The 24032-nt window shown below is 69.4% G+C and carries 19 protein-coding genes; 9 read left to right on the top strand and 10 right to left on the bottom strand.

Going from position 1 to position 24032, the window contains the following annotated elements:
* The first annotated feature begins 236 nt into the window (after positions 1–236).
* Positions 237–1235 (top strand): tripartite tricarboxylate transporter substrate binding protein, encoded by a 999-nt coding sequence (locus EGT29_RS05565; RefSeq protein WP_124688084.1) that lies wholly within the window; start codon positions 237–239, stop codon positions 1233–1235.
* On the opposite strand, the gene EGT29_RS05560 is transcribed toward EGT29_RS05565, so the two are convergent.
* A complete protein-coding gene (locus EGT29_RS05560; protein WP_124688083.1) occupies positions 1232–2152 on the bottom strand; it encodes a LysR family transcriptional regulator in 921 nt (306 codons plus the stop codon). The genes EGT29_RS05565 and EGT29_RS05560 overlap by 4 nt on opposite strands.
* Before the next feature lie 185 nt (positions 2153–2337).
* Between EGT29_RS05560 and EGT29_RS05555 the strand changes: the two genes are divergently transcribed.
* Genes EGT29_RS05555 through EGT29_RS05540 form a run of 4 tightly spaced genes read left to right on the top strand, consistent with a single transcriptional unit; the run spans position 2338 to position 5803 of the window.
* A complete protein-coding gene (locus tag EGT29_RS05555) occupies positions 2338–3330 on the top strand; it encodes a tripartite tricarboxylate transporter substrate binding protein (protein WP_124688082.1) in 993 nt (330 codons plus the stop codon).
* Positions 3331–3332: 2 nt separating this feature from the next.
* The gene (locus tag EGT29_RS05550; protein WP_161567706.1) at positions 3333–3965 is read left to right on the top strand and encodes an RraA family protein; all 633 of its coding nucleotides are present in this window, start codon (positions 3333–3335) and stop codon (positions 3963–3965) included.
* A 12-nt stretch (positions 3966–3977) separates the two neighbouring features.
* Positions 3978–5252: an aconitase family protein gene (locus tag EGT29_RS05545; RefSeq protein WP_124688080.1), complete on the top strand. Its 1275-nt coding sequence runs from the start codon at positions 3978–3980 to the stop codon at positions 5250–5252.
* Positions 5249–5803 carry a hypothetical protein gene (locus EGT29_RS05540; RefSeq protein WP_124688079.1) on the top strand — a complete coding sequence of 185 codons (555 nt, stop codon included), beginning with the start codon at positions 5249–5251 and terminating at the stop codon, positions 5801–5803. The genes EGT29_RS05545 and EGT29_RS05540 overlap by 4 nt, the downstream gene beginning before the upstream one ends.
* Here the strand turns inward: EGT29_RS05540 and EGT29_RS05535 are convergent, their stop codons facing one another.
* The 5 genes from EGT29_RS05535 to EGT29_RS05515 all read right to left on the bottom strand — a co-directional run bounded on the left by EGT29_RS05535 (position 5804) and on the right by EGT29_RS05515 (position 12805).
* A complete protein-coding gene (locus tag EGT29_RS05535) occupies positions 5804–7021 on the bottom strand; it encodes an NAD(P)/FAD-dependent oxidoreductase (protein WP_124688078.1) in 1218 nt (405 codons plus the stop codon). It abuts the gene before it with no gap.
* On the bottom strand, positions 7021–9282 hold the full coding sequence (locus tag EGT29_RS05530; protein ID WP_124688077.1) for an arginine/lysine/ornithine decarboxylase: 2262 nt from the start codon (positions 9280–9282) through the stop codon (positions 7021–7023). Before EGT29_RS05530 ends, EGT29_RS05535 begins: the two co-directional genes overlap by 1 nt.
* A gap of 323 nt (positions 9283–9605) precedes the next feature.
* Positions 9606–10169, bottom strand: coding sequence for a dCTP deaminase (dcd, locus tag EGT29_RS05525; protein WP_124688076.1), 564 nt, complete (start codon positions 10167–10169; stop codon positions 9606–9608).
* 98 nt (positions 10170–10267) lie between these two features.
* Positions 10268–11275 carry a tripartite tricarboxylate transporter substrate binding protein gene (locus EGT29_RS05520; RefSeq protein WP_124688075.1) on the bottom strand — a complete coding sequence of 336 codons (1008 nt, stop codon included), beginning with the start codon at positions 11273–11275 and terminating at the stop codon, positions 10268–10270.
* Between the two features lie 39 nt (positions 11276–11314).
* Positions 11315–12805 carry a chlorohydrolase family protein gene (locus EGT29_RS05515; protein ID WP_124688074.1) on the bottom strand — a complete coding sequence of 497 codons (1491 nt, stop codon included), beginning with the start codon at positions 12803–12805 and terminating at the stop codon, positions 11315–11317.
* Between the two features lie 348 nt (positions 12806–13153).
* Here EGT29_RS05515 and EGT29_RS05510 point away from each other — a divergent pair, with 348 nt between their 5' ends.
* Positions 13154–14062, top strand: a complete 909-nt coding sequence (locus EGT29_RS05510) for a LysR family transcriptional regulator (RefSeq protein WP_124688073.1) — start codon at positions 13154–13156, stop codon at positions 14060–14062.
* A 9-nt stretch (positions 14063–14071) separates the two neighbouring features.
* Here EGT29_RS05510 and EGT29_RS05505 read toward each other — a convergent pair whose 3' ends face one another.
* Complete coding sequence (locus EGT29_RS05505) at positions 14072–14740, bottom strand: TetR/AcrR family transcriptional regulator (RefSeq protein WP_124688072.1); 669 nt, start codon at positions 14738–14740, stop codon at positions 14072–14074.
* 157 nt (positions 14741–14897) lie between these two features.
* Here EGT29_RS05505 and EGT29_RS05500 point away from each other — a divergent pair, with 157 nt between their 5' ends.
* Genes EGT29_RS05500 through fahA form a run of 3 tightly spaced genes read left to right on the top strand, consistent with a single transcriptional unit; the run spans position 14898 to position 17721 of the window.
* Positions 14898–15467, top strand: coding sequence for a cupin domain-containing protein (locus EGT29_RS05500; RefSeq protein ID WP_124688071.1), 570 nt, complete (start codon positions 14898–14900; stop codon positions 15465–15467).
* Positions 15468–15491: 24 nt separating this feature from the next.
* Positions 15492–16445 (top strand): tripartite tricarboxylate transporter substrate binding protein, encoded by a 954-nt coding sequence (locus EGT29_RS05495; protein ID WP_124688070.1) that lies wholly within the window; start codon positions 15492–15494, stop codon positions 16443–16445.
* A gap of 7 nt (positions 16446–16452) precedes the next feature.
* Positions 16453–17721, top strand: coding sequence for a fumarylacetoacetase (gene fahA / locus EGT29_RS05490; protein WP_124688069.1), 1269 nt, complete (start codon positions 16453–16455; stop codon positions 17719–17721).
* A gap of 37 nt (positions 17722–17758) precedes the next feature.
* Here fahA and EGT29_RS05485 read toward each other — a convergent pair whose 3' ends face one another.
* From EGT29_RS05485 to EGT29_RS28855, 3 genes are read right to left on the bottom strand one after another with little or no spacing between them, the layout of a single operon-like run.
* Positions 17759–21862: a translocation/assembly module TamB domain-containing protein gene (locus tag EGT29_RS05485; RefSeq protein ID WP_124688068.1), complete on the bottom strand. Its 4104-nt coding sequence runs from the start codon at positions 21860–21862 to the stop codon at positions 17759–17761.
* Positions 21859–23700, bottom strand: a complete 1842-nt coding sequence (locus tag EGT29_RS05480) for an autotransporter assembly complex family protein (protein WP_124692230.1) — start codon at positions 23698–23700, stop codon at positions 21859–21861. Before EGT29_RS05480 ends, EGT29_RS05485 begins: the two co-directional genes overlap by 4 nt.
* Entirely contained in the window at positions 23700–23822 is a 123-nt protein-coding gene (locus EGT29_RS28855) for a hypothetical protein (RefSeq protein WP_255465721.1), read from the bottom strand. Before EGT29_RS28855 ends, EGT29_RS05480 begins: the two co-directional genes overlap by 1 nt.
* Positions 23823–24032: the final 210 nt, after the last annotated feature.

Genomic DNA, 24032 nt, shown 5'->3' with positions numbered 1-24032 from the left:
GTGAACGAGTTAAGCGGGACGTGGGTGTGTCGGATTCGATTGTGCCTGACTCGATGTCGGCGCGAAAGCAGGCCCGGCCGCCAGGGGATTCTCAATGAACGAGACGGGTGTTTGACCCGCCTTCGAAGCGGGTGACATAGTCGCCGGCGACAGGGCGTCGTTGCGTTGGCGACCGCCTGCGCCTTGCGTGCCAGGACGCGGCACGATTCCCACATGAAAGATGCCAGGAGACAGTCATGACCGCATTCCCTTTTCCCCTTGGCTGGCGGCCGCTGGCCGTCCTGTGCCAGGTTGCCCTGATGGCGGTCTGCGGCATGCCGCAGGCGGCGGCGCAGTATCCCGACCGGCCCGTGCGCATCGTCACGCCTTTCCCGGTCGGCAGCGGCGTCGACGTGAACCTGCGCATGGTCACCGAACGCCTGTCCAAGGCCTGGGGCAAGCCCGTGCTGGTCGAGAACAAGCCGGGCGCCGCGGGCTTCATCGCCATCGAAGCGGCCAGGCGCGCGCCAGCCGACGGCTATACCCTGCTGCAACTGGACAGTGCGCAGATGGCCGCGCAGCCCTATCTGTTCAGCAAGCTCCCCTACGACCTGAAGCGTGACTTCACGCCCGTCACGACCTTGTTCCGGAACTACTTCTTCCTGGCCGTGCCCGCGGACAGCCGCTACCGCAGCGTGGGCGAGCTGATCGCCGACGCCAAGGCGGCTCCGGGGAACATCAACTACGGGTCATGGTTCGTGGGCAGCCCCGGGCACCTGGGAGGCGCCATGCTCGACCAGGCGGCGGGCACGTCCATGACGCACATCGCGTACAAGGAAATGTCCCAGCTCTACACGGCCGTGGCGAGCAGCCAGGTACCGTGGGCGTTCGGCACGATAGGCAGCATGAACGCGCTCTACAAGGGAGGCAAGCTCAGGTTGCTGGCGGCCGCGGCGCCGGCGCGGGTGCGGGGGTTCGAATCGGTCCCCACCATGGGCGAAGCCGGCGGACCGCAGGGTTTCGAACTCAGCGCCTGGGTGGGCATCCTGGCGCCTCGAGGCGTTCCCGATGCCATCGCGGCCAGGATCCGACGCGACATCGCCACGGCGCTGCAGGACCCGGAACTGCGGGAGCGCTACATGCAGCTGGCCTACGAACCGCTGGCGATGACGCCCGAGCAGTTCCAGGCCCAGCTCGATGCCGATTCGCGCCGGTATGGGCAGATCATCAAGCGCCTGAACATTTCCTTGGACTAGGCCCGGGCCTGGGCCAGGATGCTGCGCAGCATGTCCACGAGTTTCAGCGCCGCCGGCGACAACGCGTGGCCGGGCAGCGTCACGATCGCCATGCTGCGGACCAGGGTGGGACGGACGATACGCAGTTTCTGGACGCCCGCGCCGAGCGTGCGCGGCAGCGCGGTGGCCGGCAGGATGGCCGCGCCCAGGCCAGCCGTCGCCATCGAGATCAGCGTCTGAGAATGCATGAACTGGAAGCGCGTGGCTAGCTGCAGCCCCTGCGCGGCCATCGCTTCCTCGACGATGGCGCGCAGCGCGGTGCCCTGTTCGAGCACCAGCAGCGGCATGGCCGCCAGCGCCTTGAGCGAGATGGTCTTGCGGTCGCCGTCCAGCAGCGCGCGCGGCACCAGCGCGACCAGTTCGTCGGTCAGCAGGGGCTCGAAGCGGAACTCGGGCGAACCGGTCATCACGCTGATGCCGAAATCCACTTCCCGCTGCCTGACGCTTTCGAACAGCGCCGCCGCGGTGATCTCGCGCACGAAGACCTGGATGCCGGGATACCGGCCCTGGAAAGCCGCCAGCACGTCGCCCAGGTAGGCGCCGGCGATGGTGGGCGCGCAGGCCAGCGCGATGCGCCCGCGCTGGACGTCGGCGGCTTCCTGGATCGCCTGCAGTCCGCCTTCCACTTCCTGCAGGGCGCGGCGAACGCACTGGAGCAGTTGCTCGCCCTCGCGCGTCAGCGTGACCTGGCGCGTGGTGCGATGGAACAGCGGCACCCCCAATTGTTCTTCCAGGCGGCGGATCTGGCCGCTGACCGCCGAACCGGACCGGTGGGCGCGCCCGGCGGCGGTACGAAAGCTCCGGCTCTCGCCCACCAGCATGAAGGTATGCAGCAGTTTCAGGTTGACCGAGGAAATCGGATCGCCGGGTCTGGCCATGGAAGCTCGCCTGGTTTCGCGGACGAAAAGATTGTACGGAAAATCTTCTCAATCCTAACAATAATCGCGATTGTCGTTCCACCGGGCGATTCCTACACTGCACGGCATGGAAACCGCACGATGCCCGCGACCGGCTGGCACGATGCGGCCGGGCCATCCGGGCCCGGGCCCTCTGGAGACAAGCCATGAACCGTTCACGACCCCTGGGACTCCTGCTGTCCGCGCTGGCCGCGGCCTTGCTCGCGGCCGCGCCGGCCGCCGGCCAGGACGGCTATCCCGCCAAGCCCATCCGCATCATCGCTCCTTTCCCGCCCGGGAATTCGTCCGACGTCGCCGCGCGCTTCCTGGGAGAACAACTGGCCGCCCGGCTCGGCCAGCCGGTGGTGGTCGAGAACAAGGTCGGCGCCTCCGGCCAGGTGGGCGCGGCCTACGTGGCCAAGGCCGACCCCGACGGCTACACGCTGCTGATGACCTCCACCTCGGCCACCATCAGCCCCGCCATCTACAAATCCATCCCGTTCGACATCCTGGGCGACTTCGCGCCCATCGTGCGGGTCGCCGTGGCGCCCATGGTGCTGCTGGTCCGCGCCGATGCGCCGTATGCCAGCCTGGAGGATTTCGTGGCGCAGCTCCGCAGCCACCCCGAACGCTATACCTACGCCACCGCGGGCACCGGGACGATCCAGCATCTGGCCATCGCCGCCTTCCTGTCCCGGCTGAAGACCGACGTGCTGGGCGTGCCTTACAAGGGCAGTCCCCAGGCGCTGACCGACCTCATCGGCGGCCAAGTGCAGTTCATGTTCGACGCCGTGCTGTCGGGCAAGCCCCACGTGGATTCCGGACGGCTCAAGCCGCTGGCCGTGGCCAGCCTGGCGCCCATCGCGCAGATGCCGGGCGTGCCGGCGGCCGCGCAGTCCGCCGTCCCGGAACTCAAGGACTTCGAGATCGAAGGCTGGGTCGGCCTGCTGGCCCCCCGCGAAACGCCGGCCGCCATCACGCAGCGCCTGAACCGCGAGATCGTGGCGGTCCTGACCTCGCCCGGCATGCGCGAGCGGCTGGCCAAGGCCAACATCGCCACCGCCGCGGCCAATACGCCGCAAGAGTTCTCGCAGTTCCTGCGCAAGGACGCGCAGCGCTGGAAGGACATCGTGACCGCCGCCCGGATTCCGCAGGAATGACCATGCCCCCAGACACCGACGATGTCGCCGCGCTGTGCGCCCTGCTGCGACAGGCCTCCGCGGCGGCGGCCTACGAAGCCATGGAGCGCGGGGGGCACATGTCGCCCACGCTGTCAGCCCTCGTGGCCGGCCTGCTGTGCACCGGGCCGGCGTACACCGTGCGTGCCCCCGCCGGCTACGGCGACGAGATCGTGCGCGCGGCCGACGAAGCACCGCCGGGCTCGGTCATCGTGATCGACGTCGGCCCCGCTCCGGATGCCTGCACCTGGGGCGGCACGGGAACGGCCGTCGCCCAGCGGCGCGGCGTCTCGGGCGTGGTCAGCAACGGCCGGGTCCGCGACCTGGCCGAGATACGCCGCGCACGCTTTCCCGTGTTCGCCCGCGGCGCGGTCGCCACCGGCTGGTCGGGCGGACGCCGGGGCGAGACAGGCGTGCCGGTGTCGGTGGGCGGCCGGCTGGTCGAAGCCGGCGACATGCTCTGCGCCGACGACGATGGCATCGTCGTCATTCCGCGTGCCGGCGCGGCCCCCTTCCTGGCAAGGCTGCGGGCACGCCTGGACTTCGAACGCGAGGCCGCCGGCATCGTCGATAAAGGTGGCCGCTATGCCGACGTCATGGCCCGCAAGCCCGCCTGACACGGTCCCGCCATGAATCGCACCGCATCCAGGATCCCGCAGACGGGCGCCGAGAAAATCCTCGCGCGCGCCAGCGGCAAGCCCTGCGTCCGCCCCGGCGACATCGTTTCGCCAATTCCCGAACTGGTCATCATCCACGACGGCTACGTGGAGTCCGCCTACAACGAGCTGTCGAACCTGGGGTACCGCCGCATCGCCCGCCCCGAACGCGTGATGTTCGTGACCGACCATGAAGTGGCCTACGCCAGCCCGGCCTCGGCCCTGCGCGCCCGCCGCATCCGCCAGATCGCCCGCGAATGGAACGTGGGCCGCTTCTTCGACGCCGGCCGCGGCGGCCACGGACACCTCTTCCCCATCGAGGCTGGCCTGGTCCGGGCGGGCATGTTCCTGTCCTGCTACGACATGCATGCCACGAACTTCGGCGCGGTCGGTGCGGTGGCCTGCGCACCCGGCCCGGAGATCGTCTCGGTGCTGGCGACCGGCGCGGTCTGGGAACAAGTGCCTGCGACCGTGCGCGTGCGCCTGCAAGGTGCCACGGGGCCGGCGCTGACCGCGCGCGACGTCGGCTTCCATGTCACCCGCCTCTTCGCCGACGGCCGGCTGCCCGCGCACGACAACCGGATGATCGAGTTCGCCGGCGGCTACGCGGCCGGACTGCCGCTGTCGGAACGCATCGCCCTTTGCAACTCGCTGACCGAGATCGGCGTCGCCAACGTCTGGTTCACCCCGGCCGGCGACGGCTCCGCCCACGCCGGCGACGCCGACGCGCCGGTCGAGGCCGACGTCCAGATCGACCTTGCCGGCCTCGCCCCGCAGGTCGCCCTGCCCGGCGGCCCGCATCGGGGCGTGGACGTGGACGAGGTGGCCGGGCGGCACGTGGATCATGCCTACATCGGGTCGTGCGGATCCGGCATGTACGAGGATTTCGCCGCGGCCGCGGCCCTGCTGCGCGGCCGCCGGATCGCGGGCCACGTGCGCATGTTCATCGTCCCGGGCACGGTCGAGACCTCGCTGCGCATGGCCCGCGACGGGCTCGCGGAAGTGTTCCAGGAAGCCGGGGCGATGCTGCTCCCCCCCGGATGCGGCCCCTGCGCGGGCGGCGTGATGGGCCCCCTGGCCGACGGCGAAACGTCCATTTCCACGGCGGCGACCAACCATGCCGGCCGCTTCGGCGCGAAGACGGCCCAGGCCTACCTGGGCAGCCCGCTGACGGTGGCGGCATCGGCCCTGGCCGGCTGCATTGCCGATCCGCGCGCGCTGACGCAACAACGGGAGCGAACCCCATGACCGGCACGATGCGACGCGTCGGGCGCTGCCACGTATTCGGCGACGACATTCCCCTGGACGACGGTTTCATCCCCTTCGAGATGGCGATACGCCGGATCGACGATCCGCAGTTGTTGCGGCCCGAATTGCTCCGGATGGTGGACCCGGCCTTCCCCGACCGGGTGGAACCGGGAGACATCATCGTGGCCGGCGCCAACTTCGGCTGCGGCAAGCCTCACTTCCAGGGCTTCATCGCGATGGCGGCGCTGGGCCTGTCGGTGCTGTGCGTCTCGATGCCCTACAAGACGCTGCGCGGCGCGATCTCGAAAGGCGTTCCGGTGCTGGCCGGCCTGCCCGGCATCGATCCGGCCCTGCGCACCGGCCACCGGCTGGACGTCGATTTCAGCCGGGGGACGATCGTCAACCTGGATACGGGGCGGCGCATCGACGCCCCCCCCTTGTCGCCGCTGCTGGCGGACGTCGTCCAGCGCGGTGGCACCCGCGGCACGCTGGCCGCCTGGCTGGAGACCCATCCGGACATGCGCCTGCCCGCCCAGGCGCCACGCGCATGATCAGACCGACTGGCCGCAGGCCGCGCCGGACGCCCAGGCCCACTGGAAGTTGTAGCCTCCCAGCCATCCCGTCACGTCCACCACTTCGCCGATGAAATGCAGGCCGGGGACGGCCTTGGCTTCCATGGTTTGCTGGTCCAGGCCACGGGTATCGACGCCGCCGCGCATGACCTCGGCCTTCCTGTACCCCTCGGTACCCGACGGCGTCAGGGTCCAGCGCTTCATGCCCTCGGCCACCTGGCGCAGCGCCTTGTCGGGCAGGTCTGCGATACGCTGCTCGCCCAGGCCGGGATGGGCCGCGGCCAGCCACTGTTCGGCCAGCCGGCGCGGCACCATGCCGGCCAGCACGTTGGCCAGGTGCTGGCGGCCGCCTGCCTTGGCGGCCAGCAGGTCCGCCACCAGGTCCACATCCGGCGCGAGATCGATGGCGATGGCTTCGCCCGGCTGCCAATAGCTCGATATCTGCAACACCGCCGGACCGGACAGGCCGCGATGGGTGAACAGCAGATCCTCGCGGAACGAGGCGGCGCCCCGGCCCGTGCCGGTGCGGATGCCGACCTCCAGCGCGACGCCGGCCAGGGGCACGAAGGGTTTCCACGACGCGGCGTCGAAGGTCAGCGGCACCAGCGCCGGCCGGGGCTCGACGATCTTCAGGCCGAACTGCCGCGCGATGCGCAGGCCGAAATCCGAGGCGCCGATCTGCGCGACGGGCAATCCGCCGGTCGCGACGACCACGCGTGCGGCGCGGATGGCGCCGGACGAGGTACGAAGCATGAAACCCGCCTCGCCCCGCTCCACCGATTCGACCGTGCAGGGCATGCGCCACGCCACGCCGCCCGCGTCGCACTCGGCGCGCAGCATGCGGATGATGTCCTCGCTGGACTCGTCGCAGAACAGCTGCCCCCGGTGCTTTTCGTGCCAGGCAATGCGGTGGCGCCCCATCAGCGCCAGGAAATCGCCCGGCGTGTAGCGCGACAGCGCCGAGCGGCAGAAGTGGGGATTGCCGGAAATGAAGTTGGCGGGCCCGGCGTCGCGGTTGGTGAAGTTGCAACGCCCGCCGCCGGAGATGCGGATCTTCTCGGCCAGCCGTCGGGCGTGGTCGATCAGCACCACGCGGCGGCCGCGCTGGCCGGCCACCGCCGCGCACATCATGCCGGCGGCGCCCGCGCCTATCACCGCCACGTCGAAGGCCGCGTCGCGCGACCCGTCCGCCGCCATCAGGCGTCCTTGACGCAATCCACGTAGAAGCGCATGTCGCCGTTGGGCAGCACTTCCTCCACCAGCCCATGGATGTCGGTGTCGAAGCCCGGGAACTGGGCATTGAACTTGCGGGCGAACTGCAGGTACTTGACGATGGTGCTGTTGAAGCGTTCACCCGGGATCAGCAGCGGAATGCCCGGCGGGTACGGCGTCAGCAGCACGCTGGTCACGCGCCCTTCCAGCGCATCGATGTCGACCCGCTCGATCTCGCGGTGCGCCATCTTGGCGAAGGCCTCGGACGGCTTCATGGCCGGGACCATGTCGCTCAGGTACATCTCGGTGGTCAGGCGCGCCACGTCGTGGGCCCGGTACATCTCGTGGATGCGGGTGCACAGGTCGCGCAGTCCCACCTGCTCGTACTGCGGGTAGTCGTGGCAGAACTCGGGCAGGATGCGCCACATGGGCTGGTTCCTGTCGTAGTCGTCCTTGAACTGCTGCAACGCAGTCAGCAGCGTGTTCCAGCGGCCCTTGGTAATGCCGATGGTGAACATGATGAAGAACGAGTACAGGCCGGCCTTCTCGACGATCACGCCGTGTTCGGCCAGGAACTTGGTGACGATGGACGCGGGAATGCCGGTCTGGCCGAAGGTGCCCGACACGTCCAGGCCCGGCGTGACGATGGTCGCCTTGATCGGATCCAGCATGTTGAAGCCGGGCGCCAGGGCGCCGAACCCGTGCCAGTTGGCATCGGTTTCCAGCAGCCAGTCATCGCGCTCGCCGATGCCGTCGGCCACCAGGTTGTCCGGACCCCAGACCTTGAACCACCAGTCGCTGGCGCCGAACTCGGCTTCCACCTTGCGCATGGCGCGGCGGAAGTCCAGCGCCTCGAGGATGCTTTCCTCGACCAGCGCCGTGCCGCCCGGCGGCTCCATCATCGCCGCCGCCACGTCGCAGGACGCGATGATCGCGTACTGCGGCGAGGTCGACGTGTGCATCAGGTAGGCCTCGTTGAATACGTAGCGGTCCAGCTTGCGGGTCTCGGACTCCTGCACGATGATCTGCGAGGCCTGCGAGATGCCGGCCAGCAGCTTGTGCGTGGAGTGGGTCGCGTACACCACCGCCTCGGTGCTGCGCGGACGGTCCTTGCCGATGGCGTGCATGTTCCGGTAGAAGTCGTGGAACGCCGCGTGCGGCAGCCAGGCCTCGTCGAAATGCAGGGTGTCGATGCTGCTGCCCAGCAGCTCCTTGATCATCTCGACGTTGTAGACCACGCCATCGTAGGTGCTCTGCGTGATGGTCAGGATGCGGGGCTTGCGGCCGGCGTTGTCCTTGGCGAAGGGATTGGCGTCGATCTTCTTCTGGATGTTCTCGGGACGGAACTCCTCCAGCGGAATCGGCCCGATGATGCCCAGGTGATTGCGCGTGGGCCGCAGGAACACCGGCACGGCGCCCGTCATGATGATGGCGTGCAGGATGGACTTGTGGCAGTTGCGGTCCACCACCACCACGTCGCCGGGCGCCACGTTGGCATGCCAGACGATCTTGTTGGACGTGGACGTGCCGTTGGTCACGAAGAAACAGTGATCGGCGTTGAAGATGCGCGCCGCGTTGCGCTCGGAGGCCGCGACGGGGCCGGTGTGGTCCAGCAGCTGTCCCAGTTCGTCCACCGCGTTGCAGACGTCGGCGCGCAGCATGTTCTCGCCGAAGAACTGGTGGAACATCTGCCCCACCGGGCTCTTCAGGAACGCCACGCCGCCCGAGTGGCCGGGACAGTGCCAGGAATACGAACCATCCTGCGCGTACTTGACCAGCTCACGGAAGAACGGCGGCGGCAGCGATTCCAGGTAGCTCTTGGCTTCACGGATGATGTGGCGGGCCACGAACTCCGGCGTGTCCTCGAACATGTGGATGAAGCCGTGCAGCTCGCGCAGGATGTCGTTCGGGATGTGCCGCGAGGTGCGGGTCTCGCCGTACAGGTAGATGGGGATCTCGGCATTGCGGAAACGCAGTTCACCGATGAAGGCGCGCAGCTTGCTGACGGCATTGGCCACGTCCTCGGGCATGCCCTCGCCGAATTCCTCATCGTCGATCGACAGGATGAACGCGCTGGCGCGGCTCTGCTGCTGCGCGAAGGACGACAGGTCGCCGTAGCTGGTAACGCCCAGCACCTCCATGCCCTCGGCCTCGATGGCCGCGGCCAGCGCGCGCACGCCCAGACCGGATGCATTCTCGGAACGAAAATCTTCGTCGATGATGACGATGGGGAAACGGAATTTCATTGAGGTTGAAGCCCCCCCCTACGCGCTGACGCGCGCCCCCCAGGGGGCGGCACTGGCGGACTGGCGGACCAGATCCGCTGTGCCCTGGCAGGGCACGTGGCGGCAGGGAAATCGGTTGAAAAACGGCCGGCCGCGCGCGAGTTACCTCGCATGACGCCTCCGGGCGTAAAAATAAACAACGACTAGCGTAAAACAATTCAGTGTCGGTTTGAGGACCAACCCCACGCACCCCTAGCCCCCAGACCCAGGATGCGGTGGATCCGGCTCCGCCGGTCCACCCGCATCGCCCCCTGGGGGGCGCGCGTCAGCGCGTAGGGGGGGGCCTACGTCCGCGGCAGCGTCACGCCCTGCTGGCCCTGGTACTTGCCGCCGCGGTCCCGGTACGAGGTCTCGCAGATTTCGTCGCTTTCCAGGAACAGCATCTGGGCGCAGCCCTCGCCGGCGTAGATCTTCGCGGGCAGCGGCGTGGTGTTCGAGAACTCCAGCGTCACGTGGCCCTCCCATTCGGGTTCCAGGGGCGTGACGTTGACGATGATCCCGCAGCGCGCGTAGGTGCTCTTGCCCAGGCAAATGGTCAAGACGCTGCGCGGAATGCGGAAGTATTCGACCGTGCGCGCCAGCGCGAAGGAGTTGGGCGGGATGATGCAGACCTCGCCCTTGAAGTCCACGAAGGACTTCTCGTCGAAGGCCTTGGGATCGACGATGGTCGAATTGATGTTGGTGAAGATCTTGAATTCGTCGGCGCAGCGCACGTCGTAGCCGTAGCTGCTCGTGCCGTAGCTGACGATGCGCTGGCCGTCGTGCGCCCGGACCTGGCCGGGCTCGAATGGCTCGATCATGCCTTCGGCCGCCACACGGCGGATCCAGCGGTCGCTTTTGATGCTCATGGACGGGGTCTCGTCAGGGGACGTCTACGTGAAAGGGGGAATTGTAGCTGGACTGGGGATACCCCCAATACCCCCCGCCGTCCCCTCCCCCTTTCGGCTCAGTCCAGCCGGATGTCGAGCGCCTTGATCACCTTGCCGTACCTGCGGGAATCCTCGGCGATGGCCCTGGAAAGATCGTCCGGCGTGCCCCCCAGCCCCACCGTGCCCTGGCGCGCCAACAGTTCCTGGGCCTGGGGCGACCGCATCGCCCGGGTAACCGCCAGGGCGATCTTCTCCCGCAGCGCCAGGGGCGTGGCGGCCGGCGCCATCAGCCCCGACCACGAAATCGCGTCGCCGAAAGAAAGGCCGGTGGTTTCCTTCAGCGTCGGCATCTCGGGCACCAGCGGCGAGCGTTGCTCGGCGACCACACCCAGCGCCTTGACCCGCCCGCCGCGGATGAACGGCAGCGCCGCCGGCAATTGCGCGATCATCATGTCGATCTGGCCGCCCGCCACGTCCGCCAGCGCCGCCGACACGCTGTTGTAGGGCACATGCAGCAGGCTGACGCCCGCGCGCCCGGCGAAGATCTCGGCGGCCAGGTGCGCCTGGCTGCCTATGCCCGGCGACGAATAGCTCAGGCGCCCGGCCTTGGCCTTGGCGATCAGCGCCCTAGCATCCGCCACGCCCAGCGTGTTCGACACCACCAGCACGTTGGGCACCGCCCCCACCTGGGCGACGGGCGCCAGGTCGCGGGCGATGTCGAACGGGCGCTTCCGGTAGAGGTGCGGGTTGACCGCCAGGTCCGACACCGGCACGGACACCAGCGTATAGCCATCGGGCGCGGCCTTCACCACGGCCGAGATGCCTATGGTCCCCACTCCGCCGGGCTTGTTCTCGACGATGACGGGCTGGCCCCAATCCTGCGCGAGGCGTTCCGCCAGGACGCGCGCCAGCAGGTCGGCCGCGCCGCCCGCGCCGTAGGGCACGACGATGCGGACCGGGCGCTCGGGGTAGGCATCGGCGGCATGGTCCTGGGCGAATGCCGGCGCGGCCAGGCCGGCCGTCACCGCGCAGACGGCCGCCCGCAGGAAGTTCGCCCGGGCAAGGGAAAAGCGTGAGATCTTCATGGACATATCCTTGGAAACGATCGGATCCGGCGCGCCGGGCTATTCGCAATCGGGGCAAAACGAAGGCGGGCACATCATGCGGGCGGTACGCCGCAGCGGGTCCCAGTCCTGGACCTGGCCCCACACCCTTTCCGCGAACGCCTGGGCCTCGGCCCGCAGGCCGCCCAGATCGACGTCGGGGATGCGGCCGTCGCGCATGCGGATCTCCCCGCCGGTGACGACCAGGTCCACGTCGTCGCCCACGCCGCACTCGACCAGACTGCATATCGGGTCCCAGATCGGCCCGTAGCGCAGCACGTCCTTGCGCCCCAGGTTGATGGCGACGATGTCCGCCCGGGCGCCCGGCGCCAGCCGGCCCAGGTCCTCGCGGCCCAGCGACCGGGCGCCGCCCAGCGTGGCCGCCTCGAACACCTGTTCCGCGCTGGCCGCCGTCAGGTCATGGCTCATGACCTTGCCGTGATAGGACGCCGTGCGCATGTTCATGATCATGTCGCGCGGATAGGTATCGCTGCCTATCGTCATGTTCACCCCGGCCTCGCGGTACGACTTCCACGAATCCAGCACGCGGGCACGGCGCACGATGTTGATCGGGCAATGGGACACCGAGACCTGGTTCGTCCCCATGCGCTTGAGGTCGCTGCCGCCCGAGTAGTTCAGGCGCGGACTGTCGGAGATGAAGTTGGCATGCCCGATGTTCAGCGCCGGGCTCAGCATTTCCACGCTGTCCAGCAGTTCGATGGGCGTCTTGCGATGCTCGCGCACGGTCTCGTAGAACTCGATGACGTTGTAGCCCGCGTGCGTCGCCATCGGCACGCCCAGGTCGCGCGCGGCCGCCACGGTCCGGCGCAGGATGTCGACGCTGCAGTTCTCGACCTCGCGCGGCACCAGGATCCCGTGGACCAGATCGCTCGGATCGCGCTCGGCCCGCTCGATGAACGCCACCGCGTCGTTGAACAGGTGCAGGCCACCGTCGGGATAGGGCACGCGGGTCAGGTTGCCGTCGTCGTCCGATGCCCAGCGGCCGCTGTCATAGCCCGGCCCCAGGTAGCCCCGCACCCCCAGCGCCTCGCACTGCCTCCACAACGCCTCCTGGACGATCACATGCCCACCCAGCTCAACGAAGGTCGTCACGCCGTTGCGCAGCAGTTCGCTGACCGTGAACGCCGCATGCAGGGCGATGCCGGGATCCACCTGCGCCTGTTCCTTGGTCAGGTAGTTGGGATAGCCCTGTATGCGCGTGCCCGACCGGGCGATGGTGACGTCCATGTAAGGCTGGCCGAACAGGTCCGGCCGGCCGTGGTCGGTCAGCAGCTTGTGCAGCGCGCGGTGCCCCGAGTGCACGTGCGTGTCGATGAAGCCGGGTGACAGCAGGCAGCCCGGCGCCTCGATGACGCGGTCCGCCTCGCCCCGGTAATCGTCCCCCGCGTAGACGATGCGGTCTCCTTCGTAGACGACGCAGGCATGCCGGTAAAGCACATGCCCGCCATCCTGGAACCCCACCACCCAGTCGCCGTTGATCCTGGTTTTCATGCTGGTCTTTTTCCTCCGCGTTCTGCCAATATTGATCCTGCGATGCACTGCCGATGCCAGGTTCTCAGCATGCTGAGCAATTGCCGGGACTGTCAACGCGGTGGACCGGCCGCCGGAAGCCAGGAACCCGGCTCGCCCATGCCGTGCAACGAGAACGGGCGTCACGCGAAAATGCGCGAGATCGATGAAGAACGTGTGTGATGAAGGCAGAAGCGGGATCGAGGGCGCGCGGCCCCATAGCGAGGATCTGGCCGGGCCGTGCCTTCAGGCCAAGAATGGCTATCTCGATTCCGTTGTGGAATATTTGATTATGACGGCCGGCCGCCGGCCCCGATGAAGCCCCGACCCATGGACATCAAGCACGTCGACCTGCATCTCCTGATGATCTTCGATGCGGTGCTGGCCGAAGGCAACGTGACCCGCGCCGCCGACCGCATCGACATCAGTCAGTCCGCCGTCAGCAAGGGGCTGGCGCAGTTGCGGGAGATCTTCCACGACCCGCTGTTCCTGCGGAACGGGCGCGGCGTCGTGCCCACCCACAAGGCCATGGAGATGGCCACCGGCGTGCGCCATGCCATCCTCGCCCTGAACGGACTGGCCTCGCCGTCCGAGCCCTTCGCGCCGCATGCCGCGCGCATGCACTTCAACATCGCGGCCACGGACTACGTCACCTTCACCCTGCTGCCCGCGCTCATGCGGCGCCTGGCCTCGGAGGCACCCTCGGTATCGGTGGCCATCCATCCGATCGAGCCCCTGATGCCCGAGGAATTGCTGCTGCTGGGCAAGGTCGACCTGGTGCTGTCGCCGGTGGCCACCGCCACCTACCCCATCTACCGGCAGGAACTGTTCAGGGACGACTACGTCTGCCTGCACCGCATCGGCCATCCCCTGGATGGCCAGGCGCTCGGCCCCCAGCAGTTCGCCTCGGCGCGGCACGTCGCCATGCCGCGCCAGAACGGCGCGCGCGAACGGGTGCTGCAGGACGCGATGCAGCAGCACGGCATCTCGCGGGACGTCGCCGCCCAGGTTCCCCACATGCTGGCCATCGCCCCCACGCTGGCCTGCACCGACCTGATCGCCACCGTCACGCGCCGCATCGCCCGGGCCTTCTGCGGCCTCTATCCCCTGCGCATGGCGCCTCATCCGCTGCCGCTGGGCGAATTCGTCGTCTCGCAGCTCTGGCACGAACGAACCCATCCCAGCCAGTCCCAGCGCTGGCTGCGGGAATTGATCCTCGAGGTCTGCCGGGAATTGTGACGCGCGGCGCTAGCCGGCGGCCGGCGCCGCCAGGCCGGCCGCCAGGAAATCCAGCAGGCGCGCCAGGGTCAGGTCGACGCTGGCCGCGGACACCGGCGTGACGCGCACGTCCGGCATGAGCCGGGCGACGCGGCCGTTGTCGGCGCGGATGTACATCATGCTGCCGAACACGCATTGCAGCCGCAGGTACAGCTCGTCCCGCGTCAGGTGGGGACAGGCGCGCGCCAGGATATCCACGAACAGACGGCCGACGTCGTCGTGGACGCCGAACACGATGTTCTTGACCGCCGGATCGGGCTCGACCGAACAGATGGCCGACAGCCGGTTGAAGCGGGCGCCCTCCTCGGTCTGCCCCACGCGCATGCCCGGCCCGATGAAGGCCTCGAGCACGGCACGCACCTCGGGGCGCGCCGCCGGCTCGGCCGGCACGCAGGCTTGAAGCAGCGCGTGGCGCTCGTCGTTCATCCGTCCCACCCGCGCCTCGAAGATCGCTCGCAGCAACCCTTCCTTGGTCCGGAAGTAATAGTGCACGGCGGCCATGTTGACGCCCGCGGTGGCGGTGATCGTGCGCAGCGACACGCCGTTGTAGCCATGCTCGGCGAACAGCCGCTCGGCCACGTCCACGATACGGTCGCGGGTGGAAGCGGATTCGACGGGATCGACGGCGGGGGTGGGCATGGACACGTCCGGAAAGCGGTGGGGAGTCTATGTTACCCGCAAAGCTCCGATTATTGTTTCAGTCGATTGATTGAATCATTCGTTTGACCGAATCGCTGAGGTTTCCTATGATGGCCCCTGACCCGCGCCATCCGGCGCACCCCGCATGAGGAACCCCATGAACGGAAAGATCCGCCGCGTCGTAACCGGCCATGACGAGCAGGGCCGCGCCGTCGTGCTGGAAGACGGCTACGCGCCCAACGTCCGCCACGACGCCAGCCGTCCGGGCTACTACCTGACCCAACTGTGGCTGACGCCCACGGCCCCCGCCCCCATCGACAACGGCGCCGACCCGACCCTGGGACCGGTATCGCTGGCGCCGCCCGAACTGGGCACGGTCGTGCGCATCATCGAATTCCCGCCGGCGGGCCTGGAGCTGCGCGACGTGGACGCCGATGCCGCCAGGCAGGCGTTCTCGATGTTCGGCGGCCAGCATGCCTTGACCGGCCATGGCGCCGGCAAGCAACGCCATCCCTTCATGCACCGCACCGAAACCATCGATTACGCCATCGTGCTGTCGGGCGAGATCACCATGCTGCTGGATGAGTCCGAAGTCACCCTCAAGGCCGGCGAAGTCCTGATCCAGCGCGGCACCAATCACGCCTGGACCAACCGCACGGACGAGGCGGCACGCGTGCTGTTCGTCCTGGTCGACGGCAAGTTCGACCCCGCCCTCCCGCAGCAGTAACCCCACTCCAAGAGGAGACCAAGCATGTCGTTCAAGAAGATCCTGTTCGTTCCGTTCCTGGCCGCCCTGTGCGGTTCGGCCGCCGCCCAGACCTATCCGTCGCGTCCGGTCGAACTCATCGTCCCGTACTCGGCGGGCGGCAGCGTGGACGTCATGGCGCGCGCCTTCGGCCGTGAACTGTCCGAGATCCTGTCCACCCAGGTCGTCATCAACAACCGCGACGGCGCGGGCGGCACCATAGGCGTGGCCGCCGTGGCCTCGGCGCGTCCCGACGGCTACACGGTGCTGTTCTCGCCCTCGTCGCCGCTGACCCAGGCGCCCTTCCTGATGGGTCGCCTGCCCTACCAGCCCGACAGCATCACGCCGATCTGCCAGATCTTCGAGAACCCGTTCGTCATCGCCGTGCGCAAGGACTCGCCCATCCACAGCATCAAGGAACTGCTGGACCAGGCGCGCCAGCAGCCGGGCAAGCTGTCCTACGGCCATGCCGGGCCCGGCTCGGTGCCGCACCTGGCCACGGCCAACCTGGCCAAGTCCTCGGGCGTGAGCTTCAACGAGATCGCCTTCCGCGGCGACGCCCAGGTCATCCCCCAACTGCTGGGCGGCCACATCGACTTCGGCGCGCTGGGCGTCTCGTCGGTGGTGGGCAAGGACCTGCGCATCCTGGCGGTGTACGGCGACAAGCGCCTGCCCGGCCTGCCCGAGGTCCCCGCCATCACCGAGTTCGGCATCAAGCACGCGGTCATCGCCCGCAACGGCCTGTACGTCAGCCAGGGCGTCCCGCAGGCCGCGCGCGACAAGCTGCAGCAGGCATGCCACGCCGCCACGGAAAAGGGCGAGTTCCAGAAAGCCGCCGGCCAGCTCTACCAGCAGGTCAACTACCTGGACAGCGCCACCTTCGCCAGCCGGCTCGCCAGCGACAACGAGACCAACCGCGCGCTGATCCAGTCGCTCGGCCTGCTCAAGACCGGCAACTGAGCGCGCCATGTACGAGATCATCGATGCGTCGCTGCGCGCTTTCGTCGACGTCGAGCCCGACAGCGACTTCCCCATCCAGAACCTGCCCTACGGCATCTTCTCCACGCCCGACGGCGGGATCCGGGCCGGCACCGCGCTGGGCTCGTGGGTGGTCGACCTGCAGGCGCTCGAGCGCGCCGGGCTCCTGCCCACGCCCTCGGGGCCGTCGCTGTTCGGCCAGGCCAGCCTGAACGCCTTCGCCGCCGCCGGCCGGCCGGCGTGGAACGCGGTGCGGGCCCGGCTGGCGGCCCTGCTGTCCGGTTCCGACGCCCGCCTGCGCGACGATGCCCAACTGCGCGCCCGCGCCCTGGTGCCCATGGAGGCGTGCACGCTGCACCTGCCGTTCGAGGTCGCCTCCTATACCGACTTCTATTCGTCGGAGGACCACGCCACCAACGTCGGCAAGCTATTCCGCGATCCGGCCAACGCGCTCACGCCCAACTGGAAGCACCTGCCCATCGGCTACAACGGCCGCGCCAGTTCGGTCGTGCCGTCCGGTCACGACGTGCACCGCCCCATGGGACAACTGCCGGTCGCGGGCGGCGCGCCCGAGTGGGGGCCATGCCGCCAGCTGGACTTCGAGCTGGAAACGGCCTTCTTCGTGGGACCGGGCACGGCGCTGGGCAGCCGGCTGGCGCCCGATGCCGCCGTCGCACGCATCTTCGGAATGGTGTTGATGAACGACTGGAGCGCCCGCGACGTCCAGCGCTGGGAATACGTTCCTCTGGGCCCCTTCCAGGCCAAGGCGTTCGCCACGTCGATCTCGCCGTGGGTGGTCACGCTGGACGCGCTCCAACCCTTCCGCGTCGATGCGCCACCGCAGGATCCGCTACCGCTGCCCTATCTGCGCGAAGGCGATCGCCACGCCTACGACATCGAGCTGTCGGTCGAACTCGGCACGCCAAACGGCGTGTCCACGGCCATCGCGCTCAGCAACTTCCGCCACCTGTACTGGACCATGGCGCAGCAGCTCGCGCACCACACCAGCAGCGGCTGCAATCTGCGCACCGGCGACCTGATGGGCTCGGGCACCATCAGCGGACCGACTCCCGAGGCGCGGGGCTGCCTGCTGGAACTGACCGAGAACGGCAGGCGGCCGCTGGCCCTGTCCGATGGCGCCACGCGCGACTTCCTGCAAGACGGCGACGAGGTCGTCATTCGCGGCCATGCCCGCCGCGGCGCGCTGCGCGTGGGATTCGGCAGCGTGCGGGGACGGGTGCTGCCGGCCACTCCCTGAACGACGCGGGGCCCGGCAACGGGCCCCCGCGCTTTCGTCAGTCGTCGAACAGCACGAAATAGAGCAGGTCCAGGCCGTTCAGGGTGCCGCCCTTGGCCACCGCCGACAGGCGGTTGCTCAGGCGGTAGCTGAGCTTGACCACGCCGTCGCGGCCGGACAGCGCCTGCTCGAAGCTGGCGTAGATCCGGTCGGACAGGCGCTTGCCCACCACCAGGAACTGGTTGTTCGACAGGTTGTAGGCCGACGAGGTACTGTCGCCCGCCACCGTGCGGTCCGGCAACAGGCCACGGCTGCTGCCCACGTTGCCCGAGCGCACGCCTATCTCGTCCAGGCCCAGTTGGCGCGAGATCGGCTCGCTGCCCTGCGGCCCCAGCAGCGAGGTCGCCGCGCTCAGCAGCAGCGTGGCGTCGGCGCCGCCCCCGCCTTCGTCGGGGCCCCGGCCCAACAGCAGCCACGAGAGCTTTTCCACGTCGCTGACCTCGGGCGTGGAAACCAGCGCGATGCGGGGCCGGCGCGCCGTGCCGCTGATACGCACGCCCGCCTCCACGCGCGGGCCGACGCGCACCGCCACGACGTCGAGCAAGGGATCGTCGATCGGTCCCTGGAAGGTCAGCACGCCGCGGCGCACCGTCAGCGTCTGGCCATAGGCATCGAAGCGGCCGCCGCGCGTGCGCACCGAGCCGCTCGACGACAAGGCTCCCACCATACCGACGATGCGCAGATCGCCCGTGATGCCGGTATCCAGGCCATAGCCCCGCAGGTAGAAGCGCTCGCCCAGCTTGGCGCCCACGTCGATGGCGATGCCCAGCGTCTTCTTCTGCCTTTCCTCGCCGGTGCGGCGCACGTACACGTCGTCCGACAGCTTGGCGGGCGCCTGGGTGCCCATGTCGACCCAGCCGGTGTCGGCCTCGAACAGGCCGGCGATACGCATGCGGTCCGGGATGATGTCCATGTCCACCCGCCCCGATCCGGCCACGAAGCGATCGGCGCGCTGGATGGCGGGGAAACGCTCGGCCTTGAGGGTCGCGTGACCCGAGGCCTGCGACATCCGCCAATCGGCGCTGATCTCCATCCAGCCGCCCTGACTCTCGTTCTTGATCCACTGCTGCACACGCGAATCGCGCGGGTTGACGCGGATCACGCTGGGAAAGCGCAGGGACTCCAGCACGATGCGGTCATCCTCCAGCGTCGCTTTGAGCTTGCCGTCCAGCAGTCTCAGCCCATCGTCCAGCCGCACGATCCGGATGCCTTCGCCCTGCAAGCCGCCGGTGGCGTGCCACTGGCCGCCGGACTGGGTCACGCGCGCCGAGCCCGCCACCTTGCCGCCCACCTCGACGCTGTCGCCGACGAACAGGCTGACCCAGCTCAGGTCCTTCAGGTCGACCTGGGCCTCGAGCTGGGCCGGGCGGTCGCGATCCAGGCCGATCGCGCCGTCGCGGGCGACGACGCCGGCTTCGCCATCCACCCGCACGCTGCCCACGCGCTCGCCCTCGACCAGGGCTTGCAGGACGACTCGGCTATGGCCGGCATTGCCGTCCGGCGTCGCGCGCACGCTCGCATCCAGCGTGCGCAGGCCCAGCGCCAGCGGCGGCGTGCCGGGCACCCACAAGTCGCCGCTGCGGCGGCGGATGTTCGCCGCCCCTTGCAGCGAACCGGCGAAACGCATGTCCCACTCGGCGTCCAGCACGATGATGCGCTCGCGCGGTATGGGTTTGCCGCCCAGGGCCTCCAGCAGGATCTCCGGCGCCCACGCCAGCCCCTCGGCGCGGCCGCGCGATTCCCAACGGCCATCGCCTCCGCGTGCCCCCTCGTTGACCAGCTTGCCGGTCTGCCCGCCCGGCAGGCGCAGGGCGATGCCCGCGGGGCCGACCTCCCACTGCCATTGCGGCGCCGCGGCGGCCGGCACGTAGCTCAGTTCCACCGGCGCCTCGAGCGACATGCCCAGCGGCGCGCGGGCCAGTTCGAACTGCCCCACCTTGCCCCGCCATCCGGGCAGCGCGCCGCGCCCCGGGCCCGCCCCCCAGCCGCCGTCGAAGCGGACTGCCAGCGTGGCCGGCGCCGACCGGTCGGCCGGCGCGAACTCGGCGTCCACCACCCCTTCGTGCCGCGCCATCGTGCCTTGCAGGCGCAAGGTCCCGTGGCTCATGGTGGCCTGCGGCGCGCTGGACACGGACATGTTCTCGATACGCAGATCGATGTCGGCGGGCGCGGCCGCGAACCCGCCCTGCGGGCGCTTGCCGTTCACCGGCGAGCCGCCCAGGTTCGTTCGTCCCTGGACCTTGCCGACGCGCACGCCGCCGGGCATTTGCAGGTCGCCCGCGTCCAGCGTCATGTCCAGCACCGGCGCATCCAGCGTTTCACCCAGCGAGCCGCGCGCGGACAGGCGGCCGTTCAACAGCGATGACAACGTCTGCAAGCGCGGTGCGTCCAGGTCGAAATCGAGCTTGTCGCCCGGTCGGCCGAACGCGCCCTTGGCCGTCAGCCGGTTGTTGCCGGCATTCAGCGCCGCGTCGGCGCGCGTGACGCGCATGCCGGCGAAGACCAGTTCGCCATGTCCGCCCAGCGGTTGTCCGTTCCAGCGGCTGCCGTCCTCGATGCGCAGTTGCGCCGTCCCGCCCAGCTCCGGCAGCAAGGCCCCCTTCACCTCGGCCCGCGCCGAAACCTGGGCCGGCGGCAGGGCTTCGCTGCGCACCCAGTGGCTGGGATCGAAACGATCCAGCCGCAGCTCGGCGGCGAAGCGGCGCGGCTCGGCCAGTTGCAGTTCTCCCTTGCCGTTCGCGCGCGCCTCGCCGGCGGTCAGCGCGAACTGCGGCACGCGCACGACTTCGTCGCGCACGCCGGCCTCGAGCTTGAGGGCCAGCGGCACCTTGCGCGACCGGTCGGACAGATCCGCGGTCAGCGACTGGGTGGCCGCGTCGGCCGAGAAAGCCAGCGTCCCCGCCAGCTTGGTCGGCAGCGCGGCGCCATGCAGCCGCGACGCGTCGATACCGTTGGCCTGCAGCCGGCCCTGCATCCGTCCCGCGTCGCCGGCCGAGGCGTCGCGGCGCCAGTCCATCTGGCCCGACAGGCGCCCGCCCCCCGCGAACTCGATCACGAGCCCGGCCACATCCAGCGCGTCGAAGGTCTCGACCGGCGCGCTCAGTTGCCCCGAGACGGCAGCCACGGGCACGCCGTCCTTGTCCAAGGGGCGCGGCGTGGAATTGGTCAGCGCGAACGGGCCTTGCAGCAGCGCCGGTCCGGAGCCCGCGGCCACCGCCAGGTCGGCGGTCAGGCCCAGGTTGGCGGACGGCGCGCCGGGCACCCAGGCCGAGGGATCGATGCCGCGCAGCGCCAGCTTGAGTCCGCGCAGCGGAAACCCTTCCAGCAGCGCCGCCTGCCCCTCGGCATTCACGTCCACGCCCGCGCCATCGCCCTTCACGGCGAAGGCCAGGCGCTCCAGCGATCCGGTGGCCGAGGTGCCCAGGTCGAAGGCGTGCGCCGCCTGGCGGCCCGTGGCGTGCAGCGCCAGCTTCACGGGGAACGGCGCATCGGCGCCCACGCTGGCCTCGCCCCGCAGCGTCGCCTCGGCCTGCGGCGCCGCCACGTGCAGATTGGCCAGCAGGATCCGGTGTTCGGCGCCCGATGAGGTCGCGCGCAGGTCGATGGCATCGAAGCTGGCGGGCAGCCGCTCGCCGTCCATCTCGATGTCCAGCGTGCCGAGCCCCAGCTTGTCCACGTCGATCGCAAGCGGCAGCCGCAGCGAGGCCAGCGGCGTGCTGGGCTCGTCGGACGGCCGCAGGTTCAGCCTGGCCCGTCGCGCCGACAACTCGGAAACATGCAGCCGTGCGCCGCGCAGCGCACGCCAGCGGACGTCCAGACGCACCTGCTCCAGGTCCGCATCCATCGTCGGCAGCCGCAGCTCCAGCGTGTCGACGTTCAATCCGCCCAGCAGCGAGCCGCGCACGCCTTCCAGCCGCACGGACCCGCCCGCCAGTTGCACGCCGGTGCGCACGGCCCAGGCCGCGCCGCTGGCCGAGGACGCGATCCATGCGCCCGCGCCGGCCACCGCGGCCACGCCCAGCACGAGGACGCCCGCCACGGCCCAGGGCCAGTGGCGGCGGCGCGGGGCGGGCTTGGCGGGAGGAGTGGCGGGCCCGTTCAAAATGCGATCCCCAGGGAAAAGTGCAGGCGGATGTTCTTGTCGCGCAGCGCGTAGGCCAGGTCCACGCTCAGCGGCCCCGCCGGCGTGCGGACCCGCAGGCCCGCGCCCACGCCGGTGGCCAGCTTCATGTCCGAGAAGCGCGAGGCGACGTTGCCCGTATCGACGAAAATCGCCCCGCCCAGCCGGTCATCGAAGTAACGCGTGGCTTCCACGCTGGCGACGAACAGCACGGCATCGCCCAGCACCGCGTTGCCCACCTGGCGCCCCAGGCCCAGGTAGCGGTACCCGCGCACCGACCGCGCGCCACCGGTGCGGAACGAGAAATCGTCCGGCACGCGGTTGAGATCCTGCGCCCACAGGCGCCCGACCTCGCCGCGCACCGTGATGACGTCGCGCTTGGTGGGCGACCACCAGAACTGGCCGCGCGCGGTCAGCCGGTGGAAATGGTTGCTGGCGTCGAGCGCGGTGCCCGCGCCGGCGCCCAGCGCGAACAGCGTGCCTTCGCGCGGATCGTACTTGTCGTTGACGTCGCGGCGGATGACCTCGGCGGTGGCCGTGGCCGTGTTGGTGGTGAAGGAGTTGTAGCCGTCGATGTCGGTCATTTCGTGCGCGACCCGCGCGCCGTAGCGGGTCTCGTACTCGACGCGGCTCTGGAAACCGGCGGGATAGGTCTTGGCGCGGATGGCACCCACCGCCAGCCGCCGCACGTGCAGGCCCTGCACGTCCGAGTCCTGCGCCAGCACGCCGAAGCTGTCGCGAAAACCGTTCTCGTTGGGCGCGAGATGGATGTCGGCATAGCCGAGCTTGCGCAGGCGGTCCAGCCGCAGCCCCGTCTCCAGTTCCACCGGCTGGCCCAGCACCACGTTCTGCCGGTAGACCGTCTCGATGCGCGGCCCGGCCTCGTCGTCCACGCCCAGCGCGACGCTCATGCGGCGCGGGCGCGATTCGACCACGTCGGCCAGCACCGGCAGCGTCAGGTGGCTGGGTCCCTGGTAGGCCCGCTCGGTGCGCGTCTGGTCCGGCTCCAGCCCCTCGGGCATCAGGGCCGGATCCTCTTCATGGTTGGGCGCGATGCCCTGGCGGTCGATGTCGAGCTTGGCGCCCGAGAAGAACGGCGAGGACTGGAGCGTCTGCTGCCAGTCCACCATGCGGTCGCGGTCGTAGGGCTCGCCCGGGCGGATGCGGACATAGCGCTCGACCGTCCCCTGGGGCACGCGTTTCAGGCCCCGGACCTCGACGCCCGACAGGCGCACGGCCGGGCCGCTGTCGAGCTTGATGTGCAGGGCCGCCCGGGCCCGGTCGGCGTCCACGTCGGCCGCCGTATCGACCAGGCGGGCCACCGGGAAATCGCGCTCGGACGCCGTGTCCAGCAGGTTGCGCTTGGCGGTCTCCCATTCCTCGTTGCGGAAGGGGCTGCCTTCCTTCAAGTCCCAGTCCTGCCGCAGCTTGGCGACGCGCTCCTCGAACTCCGGACCGGATATGGCGCCCAGAAAGGAGATGTCCACGGACTCGACGATGGTGCGCTCGCCCGGAACGATGACGATGTCCCAAGTGGCGCCGGCCACGTCGGTCCCGGCCTCGAGCTGGACCTGGGGCGAGAAATAGCCTTCGGTGGCCAGGGCGTCCAGCGTGGCTTCGCGGGCGCGGCGGCGCAGCCGTATGCCCTCGCCGCCGTCCTGGTCGTCGGCCATGTCGGCCATGCTGTCCACGGCCAGCGTGACGGCCTCCAGGGCGCTGGCGGACAGCCCCCCGGGGTCGATGGTGATCTCGGGCCGCGCCGCGAACGCGGGCTGGACCAGCAAGGTGCACAGGAGGACGGGCGCGAAAGGCAGGCGCATCACGTCCGCGCGACAGGCAGTACGTTTCCGTTCGCGACCGCGGCGCCCGCCCCGCAGGCGCCCGAGAGTGGATCGATCATGGTGTGCACGGCCACGCAGGCCCGTTCGACTGACAAACTCATGACGCTTCCGCTGTATTGATTGTTTTCAACCCCAAGCATAGCGGATCGCGCGCGCGATCCGCGATCGCGTGGCGGCGATTGTTTCCAGGTGTTTACGGGCTCGACACGTCCGATAAGTAGCATTGCTCATTTGGAATACGGCCATCCTCGGCTATGCTACGGGGTCTTCATAACAGTAGGTGGGGGAAATTCGGTCAAATAAGACCGGTT

This window comes from Pigmentiphaga sp. H8, from assembly GCF_003854895.1.
Lineage (GTDB): Bacteria > Pseudomonadota > Gammaproteobacteria > Burkholderiales > Burkholderiaceae_B > Pigmentiphaga.
Note: the sequence above shows the minus strand (reverse complement) of the source record. Positions and strands in the feature narration are given on the sequence as shown.